This window comes from Streptomyces sp. NPDC003038 (genome assembly GCF_040611115.1).
Lineage (GTDB): Bacteria > Actinomycetota > Actinomycetes > Streptomycetales > Streptomycetaceae > Streptomyces.
The window spans coordinates 1-7103 of record NZ_JBEXNN010000071.1; the positions used below are offsets into that span (position 1 = coordinate 1).

At 66.4% G+C, this 7103-nt stretch carries 5 protein-coding genes and 1 pseudogene; 3 read left to right on the plus strand and 3 right to left on the minus strand.

Annotated elements, in window-relative coordinates; all coding sequences use genetic code 11:
- The first annotated feature begins 226 nt into the window (after positions 1-226).
- Positions 227-769, plus strand: a complete 543-nt coding sequence (locus ABZX75_RS33600) for a hypothetical protein (protein WP_355417829.1) — start codon at positions 227-229, stop codon at positions 767-769.
- Positions 770-932: 163 nt separating this feature from the next.
- Here the strand turns inward: ABZX75_RS33600 and istB are convergent.
- A pseudogene (gene istB, locus ABZX75_RS33605) lies at positions 933-1764 on the minus strand (IS21-like element helper ATPase IstB).
- Between the two features lie 197 nt (positions 1765-1961).
- Positions 1962-3356, minus strand: a complete 1395-nt coding sequence (locus tag ABZX75_RS33610) for an IS21 family transposase (protein WP_355417832.1) — start codon at positions 3354-3356, stop codon at positions 1962-1964.
- Between the two features lie 196 nt (positions 3357-3552).
- On the opposite strand from ABZX75_RS33610, the gene ABZX75_RS33615 reads away from it, so the two are divergent.
- Positions 3553-5151, plus strand: a complete 1599-nt coding sequence (locus ABZX75_RS33615) for an ISL3 family transposase (RefSeq protein ID WP_355417835.1) — start codon at positions 3553-3555, stop codon at positions 5149-5151.
- A gap of 29 nt (positions 5152-5180) precedes the next feature.
- On the opposite strand, the gene ABZX75_RS33620 is transcribed toward ABZX75_RS33615, so the two are convergent.
- Positions 5181-5486, minus strand: a complete 306-nt coding sequence (locus ABZX75_RS33620) for a hypothetical protein (RefSeq protein ID WP_355417839.1) — start codon at positions 5484-5486, stop codon at positions 5181-5183.
- 106 nt (positions 5487-5592) lie between these two features.
- Here ABZX75_RS33620 and ABZX75_RS33625 point away from each other — a divergent pair, with 106 nt between their 5' ends.
- Complete coding sequence (locus ABZX75_RS33625) at positions 5593-6798, plus strand: IS110 family transposase (RefSeq protein ID WP_355417842.1); 1206 nt, start codon at positions 5593-5595, stop codon at positions 6796-6798.
- Positions 6799-7103: the final 305 nt, after the last annotated feature.

Consider the following 7103-nt stretch of genomic DNA (forward strand, 5'->3'; position numbering starts at 1 on the left):
AGCGAGCAAACCCCCACCAGCGAGACATGCCCTGCCGAAACGTTCCGCTACGCGGCCCCTGACCTGGGATTTCACGGAACTCCGGTCAGAGCCCGAATTTTCCTCAGAGCTACTCTTCGCCCCAGTTGGTTCACTCCGTGAACCAACTGGGGAACGCGGGGAGCGAGAGCGGGCGTGACGTGGTTGCTCTTCGACGGGTGTCAGAGCTGTGGGGGATGATCGGGCCATGCTGCAAGCGAGAGACGAGCACGGTCGTCAGGTGAGGAATCCGGGGCCCACGGCCTTGAGCCGGATGGTGGCGAACCTCGGCCGGGGCAACGCCTTCGTGATCGTCGAGCGAGTTGATGACGAGGTGGCTGGCGATTGGTATGTGCAGGCGTGTCTGAGGGATGACAACACCTATCAGCTGGAGTTCCGTGATGGGACGGCGGCAGAGCACTACCAGACCCGGACGATCTCCCAGGAAAAGGTGATCGTCGCCCTGAGCGGCTGGGCCAAGGGGCGCCCGGATTGGAAGGACGCCTTCATGTTGGAACAACATCGCTGCCTCGTTCGAGAACGCCGACTGACCCTGTCGCCGCCTGCGGCAGACAAGGTCAGTGACGTGCGGTCGCTCAGCTGCGACGCATGGGATGACGTCGGGACTTGCTGCGGGGATGGTGGGCCGCGCGGCCTCGGGGGTGGCGAGAAGCGCCACGATGGTGACGGGTTTGTCGCAGTGCGGGCAGTTGCGGATAGCTGTGGGCGTCAGGGGTGTGGGTGCCGGTGACTGCCGCGTGACCACGTCGGTCTCCGCTGTGTTGATGACTTCGTCGCGTTCACGGCGTCGCCGCCTGGCTGCTTCGGCTTTGCAGCGGGGGGTGCAGTAGGTGTGGCGGGTTGCCTGGGTATTGACCTGGAACTGGGTCCAGCAGATGGGGCAGGCCCGGAGTTCAACCAGCACGTCCGGTCACCCCTTTGCGGAGGTTGTCGGAGTGGGACTGGTGCGAGCGGAGACGGTAGGAGGGGCCGTCGATGCCGACGACGACGGCGCGGTGAAGGAGCCGGTCGAGCATCGCGGCGGCGACGGTCGCGTCGCCGAAGGCGCCGGCCCAATCTGCAATACCGACATTGGTCGTGAGGATCGTGCTCGACTTCAGATACCTCTGGTTGATCACCTGAAAGAGGGCAGAGGCGCCGTCGCCCGGCAGCGGGAGGTATCCGAGTTCGTCGATCACGAGCAGGCGGGGTCCGGCGAAGAACCGCATGATGCTCGACCAACGGCCTTCGAGTGCGGCCTTGTGGCCTTGGCGGCGAGTTCGGCGGCGGTGGTGAAGTAGACGCGGTGGCCGGCATCGACCGCGGAGCGGGCGAGTGCGACGGCCAGCATCGTCTTGCCAACGCCGGGCGGGCCGACCAGCAGGACGTTGGAGGCGTTGTCGAGGAACCGCAGGGTGGCCAGGTCGCGGATGAGCTTCTCGTCGACGCGGCGAAGTCGAAGTCGTTCAAGGTCCATGGTTCTGGCAGGCAGGCGAACCTCAGTCGGGAGGAGAGTTTGCGGGCTTCGGTCGCCTCCACTTCGATCTCGAGGAGTTTCTCCAGGGCGGTGGTGAGGGTCATCCGCTCGGCGCGGGCCTGGTCCAGGACGCGAGGAAGGGCTTCGGCGGCGTCGTTGAGTTTCAGATAGGACAGGTGGCCTCGCAGCTGCTGGTAGCGGCGGGCCTCGCTCATCGGCATGGTGTCACTGAGCCTTTTCAGAGTGGCCACCGATCGGGTGACGGCCATGGACGAGGTGAAACGGGCAGAGCCCCCGGGCTGTTGAGCAAGGTGTCTATGCTCAACTCTTCAGCCTGGGGGCTCTGTTGGTTCCCTATCGTGCCGTACTCGACGTCCCGCATGCACTCGTGGAGTGGGTCACCACGTATGTGACCTGCAGGAATTGGAGCCTCCCGTCACCCGACCGGTGGGTGAGTTGAAAATGCTCACTCACTCTCACGCTCCTGGTCTTCATGGGTGGGGGCCTGCCGCAGCCGGTCGGCGACGGCGGCATAGTGAGACAGGTCGATGACGACCCGGTTCGCGACGTCTGTTTCAGGTCGGCCGCGAAGCTTTTCGGCTTCCGCCTGGGCCGCGGCGGACGGGGGCCGGCGGACCTTGGTGCGGCAGGGAGCCTTGTCGGAGAACGAGGCGAGAACGGCTCGTTCGAGGGCAATGACGTGCCCGGAGTCCCGGATGGTCTGCCCGGCTCCGTCCGGTGCCCGGCGGTGGTGGGCGATGACCGCGCGACCGGCGGTGACCACATGCAGGTCGTCCTCGCCGAGGCGGATCCGGACCGTGACGTGGGCGCCGGTCAGCCCGGGCGGGACGGAGTAGTAGTTGCCGGCGAAGGAGATGAGTCCTTGCGGGCTGACGACGCGGGTCTGCTCCAGTTCGGCGGGGAACGGGCGGGTCGGCAGGTCCAGCAGGGGCTCGGCTTCGGCGAGCGCGGCGACCGTGGTCGAGGCTCCGTCGAGCTTGCGTTTGCGGCTGTCCATCTGGACGGCCAGCTTGTCCACGCCGTTCTGGCCTGCCTCGAGGCTGATGCCGTCCGGGACGGTTCGCCACCAGCGTTGGGCCGCTGAGTGGTTGGCCTTCTCAACGACGCCCTTGCGGTTGCCCCGCCGGGGCGGGCAGATGTCGACGCCGGCTCCGTAGTACTTCGCGACGGCTGCGAAAGTCGGCAAGATCCGTCCGGTCGGCGGGTGGCAGACGGTGGCCATCCTGTCGAAGCGCCACCTTCGGGCGGTTCCGCCCAGGCGCCGCAACACGGCGTCGATGGCCTGGACCAAGTGCGGGAAGGTCTCTGCTTCCGCGAGCACGGCCCGCCATCGTCCCGAGTGGGCCAGGGCGCCGACGAGGAGATGCGCGTTGGCGCCGACGCCCCACTCTGCGGGCGGGTCCGGGAGCTCGACCCAGTCGAACTGGATCTCCTCGCCAGGAGGATGCGCGATGATCGCCACGTCGCGGCCGCTCGAAGCCCGGCATGGTTCGCAGTGGGGTCGCGCTTTGTATCGCCGCAGGGCCCGGGTGAAGGTGGAGTAGCCGCCCGAATAGCCGAGTTCCACCACTTCGTCGAAGAGCGTCGAGGCCCACAGGTGGGGGTCGTCGCTGAGTCGTTGCCGGCAGTACTCCAAGAAGGGCATGAACGCGTCTGGCGACTGACGTCGATATCCGGAGACTCGCTCGCCATTCAGATACGCGCGGATCGTCTTGCGGTCGTGCCCCAGGTGCCGGGCGATCGCCGAGATCGACCAGCCCTGGCGACGCAGTGCGTGAGCATCCACGTCTTCCTCCCAGGTGAGCATCCAGGGCCCTTCAACAGCGAACTCCGTGCTCACGCAGGCTCTCCACGACACGCCGACACCAGTTCGACACGCCGGGAAGATCACGCAATGGGTGGGGAGATCACCTGAGCAAGTTTGGCCACCTGAAGAGCGACACCTGGGGAGATTCAAGGCTGTGGTCCACATTTCGTGACGATCACTTTCGATCAACGCGGGTGCCAAGGGCTGCTCGCCCGTCAGCGTTGCTTTGGTGGGGGTCGATTGCAAGTTCCGGGAGTTGGTCTGGCCGGAGGTCGAAGACCTCGTGGTCGACAGAGTGGAAGCCGATGGCGAAGCAGTCCGGATCGAGGCCCGCAGTCATCGTGGCGATGTCGTCTGTCCAGACTGCGGGTCTGTCGGAACGAGAGTTCACAGCACCTATTGGCGGCGGCTGGCGGACCGGCCGCTGGGCGGGCGACGCGTCGTCCTCAGCCTGCTCGTCCGTCGGTTCTTCTGCGGCAACGCCGCTTGCTGTCGGCGAACATTCGTCGAGCAGATCGACTGTCTGACCAGGCGCCATGCCCGTCGGACGCAAGCCGTGGGCCGCATGCTTCAGGCGCTTGGGCTGGCCGTGGGTGGCCGGGCCGGCGCCCGGCTCGCGCCCCAACTGGGGCTGCGGACTACGCGGGCGGCGACCCTCCGGCAGGTCCGACTGCTGCCCGATCCACCCGTCGGGACCGTCCGGGTTCTCGGCGTGGACGAGTTCGCTTTCCGCAAGGGACGTACCTACGGAACGGTGCTCGTCGACGTAGAAACCGGCCGTCCCGTCGATCTACTGCCGGACCGCGCTGCGGACACCCTCGCCGCCTGGCTCACGGAGCATCCTGGCGTCGAGATCGTCTGCCGAGACCGATACAGCGCATTCAGTGAAGCCACCAAACGGGCCGCCCCCGACGCGATCCAGGTCGCCGACCGGTGGCATTTGCTTCACAGCCTGGCCCGGGCCGTCGAACGCACGGCTCACGCCCATCGCCCCTGCCTGCGCAAAGACGCCGACGCGATATCCCCAGACGCACTTCTGGAACTCATCGAACCCGTGCCACCCGCGAGCGATCCGCCAGACAGTCAGATCCTCGCCCGGGTCCGTCAACGCCACAAGGACATCCACGACCGGCTTCTGCGAGGTGACAACCACAGCGCCATCAGTCGCGATCTCCGCCTCGCCCGCAAGACGGTCCGCCGCTACGCGAACATCGAGCTCGACGACCTCCTGTCCTCCGCACGCGACCGGCGGCCGGAAATCCTCGCCCGGTTCAAGCCTTACATTCAGCAGCGATACCGAACAGGAGGCACCAACGCGACCCAGCTGTTCCGCGAAGTTCGTGAACAGGGATATCCAGGCAGCAAGATCTCTGTCCGCCGCTACGTCGCGACCCTGAGAGCCGGAACAGCTGTTGACGAACCAGGGCTGATCCCAAGCCCTCGCCAGATCACCAGCTGGATCATGCGCCGCCCCGAGTCCCTGACCAGCAGTGAAAGCAGTCAGCTGGCCCGAGTCCTGGAGGCATGCCCGGACCTGAGCACCGCCCGCGAGCTCGCGCACGCCTTCAACGCCATAGCCCGTGATCGGCGAGGCACCGAACTGACGCAGTGGATGACCCGGGCCCTGGCCGACGGACCGAAGCCGATCCAGTCCTTCGCCGCATTCCTCCAACACCACTGGGACGCGGTCGTCAACGGCCTCAGCCTGCCCTGGAGCTCCGGGGTAGTCGAAGGTCAGGTCACACGCATCAAGCTCATCAAGCGCCGGTCATACGGACGAGCCTCCTTCGCCCTGCTGCGGACCCTCGTCCTCGCACAGCCACCGTGATCGTCCCGCCGCGATGTGAGGCGGCCCGGTCAATTCGTGGCCGCCAACTCGCTGAGGTTTATCCTTACTTGATGGTTGTGCTCGGCGTGTTCGATGACGTTGCCCCTGAGCCGTTTGCCCGGCGCAGGCAGTACGGCTCCGCGAGGCATCGCGGTGATCTCGATCAGACCGATCGCTTCTGGCACGGCGTCGATCTGGACGAACACGCCGAAGGGCTGCCGGGCGATGACCTCGCACGTCACGTGGGTTCCGATGGGAAGATCCTCAACCGTGGCAGCCCACGCATCACGTGCTCGGCCTGCTCTTGAGTCGTCTGGCCAGGAGTACTCGATCACGGGGCGATCATGCCAAAGCGGCGTGACGTGAGCAGTGACCGTCACGAAATGTGGACCACAGCCAGATTCAAAGAGCGCCATCAACCGATCGACGAGGGAGGCTCGGGTGCCCGAGCTCTGGGCGGGGACGGATGCCGGCAAGGCCGCTCATCGCTGCACGGTGATCGATACGGACGGGACGAAGGCGCTCTCGCGCCGGGTGCCGAACAACGAACCCGAACTTCTGGAGCTGATAGGCGACGTCCTCGCATTGGCCGAGGGCAGCCCGGTGACCTGGGCAGTCGATCTGAATGCCGGCGGTGCCGCACTTCTGATAGCCCTGCTGGCAGGCCATGGCCAGCGGCTCCTCCATATCCCCGGCCGCACTGTCCACCACGCGTCCCGCGGCTACCGGGGCGATGGCAAAACGGATGCGAAGGACGCCTACGTCATCGCCGACCAGGCGCGGATGCGCCGGGATCTCCAGCCGCTGCAGGAGTGGAACGAGATCGCGGTGGACCTGAAAATCCTCACCGCCCGCCGCTACGACCTCGCAGCCGACCGCACCCGCGCCATCAACCGGATGCGAGCCCAGCTGCTGGAGTACTTCCCCGCCCTCGAGCGGGCCTTCGACTACGCCGCGTCCAAGGCCGCCCTCATCCCTCTCACTGGTCACCAGACACCCGCCAGCCTACGGCGGACCGGCACGAGCCGGCTGGCGACATGGCTGAGGAACCGCAAAGTCCGTGGCGCCCAGGCCCTCGCTGACACCGCCATCGCCGCAGCCCAGGCCCAGCACACAGCCGTGGCAGGCGAGAGCACCGCCGCGGCCGTGGTGCACACCCTCGCCAAGGAGGTGCTGGCGCTGGACGAGGAGATTGCGGACATCGACGGGCAGATCGCCGCCCGGTTCGGCGAGCACCGCGACGCATGGGTGATCCTCAGCATGCCCGGCATGGGCCCCTTGCTGGGAGCCCAATTCATCGCCTGCACCGGCGGCGACATGGACGCCTTCGGCAGCTCGGGTCGTCTCGCCGGGGTCGCCGACCTCGCACCGGTCCCACGGGACTCAGGACGCATCAGCGGCAATATGCGCCGACCACACCGCTACCACCGCCGGCTCCTACGCGTCTTCTACCTCTCCGCCCAGATCGCCGCCCGGTTCTGCCCTACCTCGAAGACCTTCTACGACCGCAAGCGAGCCGAGGGCAAGAGCCACAAGCAGGCGATCCTCGCCCTCGCACGCCGCCGCCCCGACGTCCTCTGGGCCCTGATACGCGACCATCGCACCTTCACCACAGCACCCCCAGCAAGCGATCACGCACCGGCTTGACCGACTCACACCACGTCACCAGACCGCTTGACAAACATGATTGGGAATCAGTAATACGCCTGCAGCGCGGTCGGTTACCCGTTCGACGGCCCGTCCCTCGACTTGACTCGGTGTGACCGTCTTGGTGACGCCCTTTCAGGCAGGTTTCGGAGAGACAACTGTGCCGGTGCTGACCTGGGGGGGTCTGTAAAGTTTTCGGTGTAACTGGGTTGGTCTCGTGGGTCAGATTCGGTTGTTGGTGAGGCGTCCGTCGAAGGCGATGTCGAAGGCCTGGAGGGCTCGCTTCCAGCGGGTGGTCCAGCGTT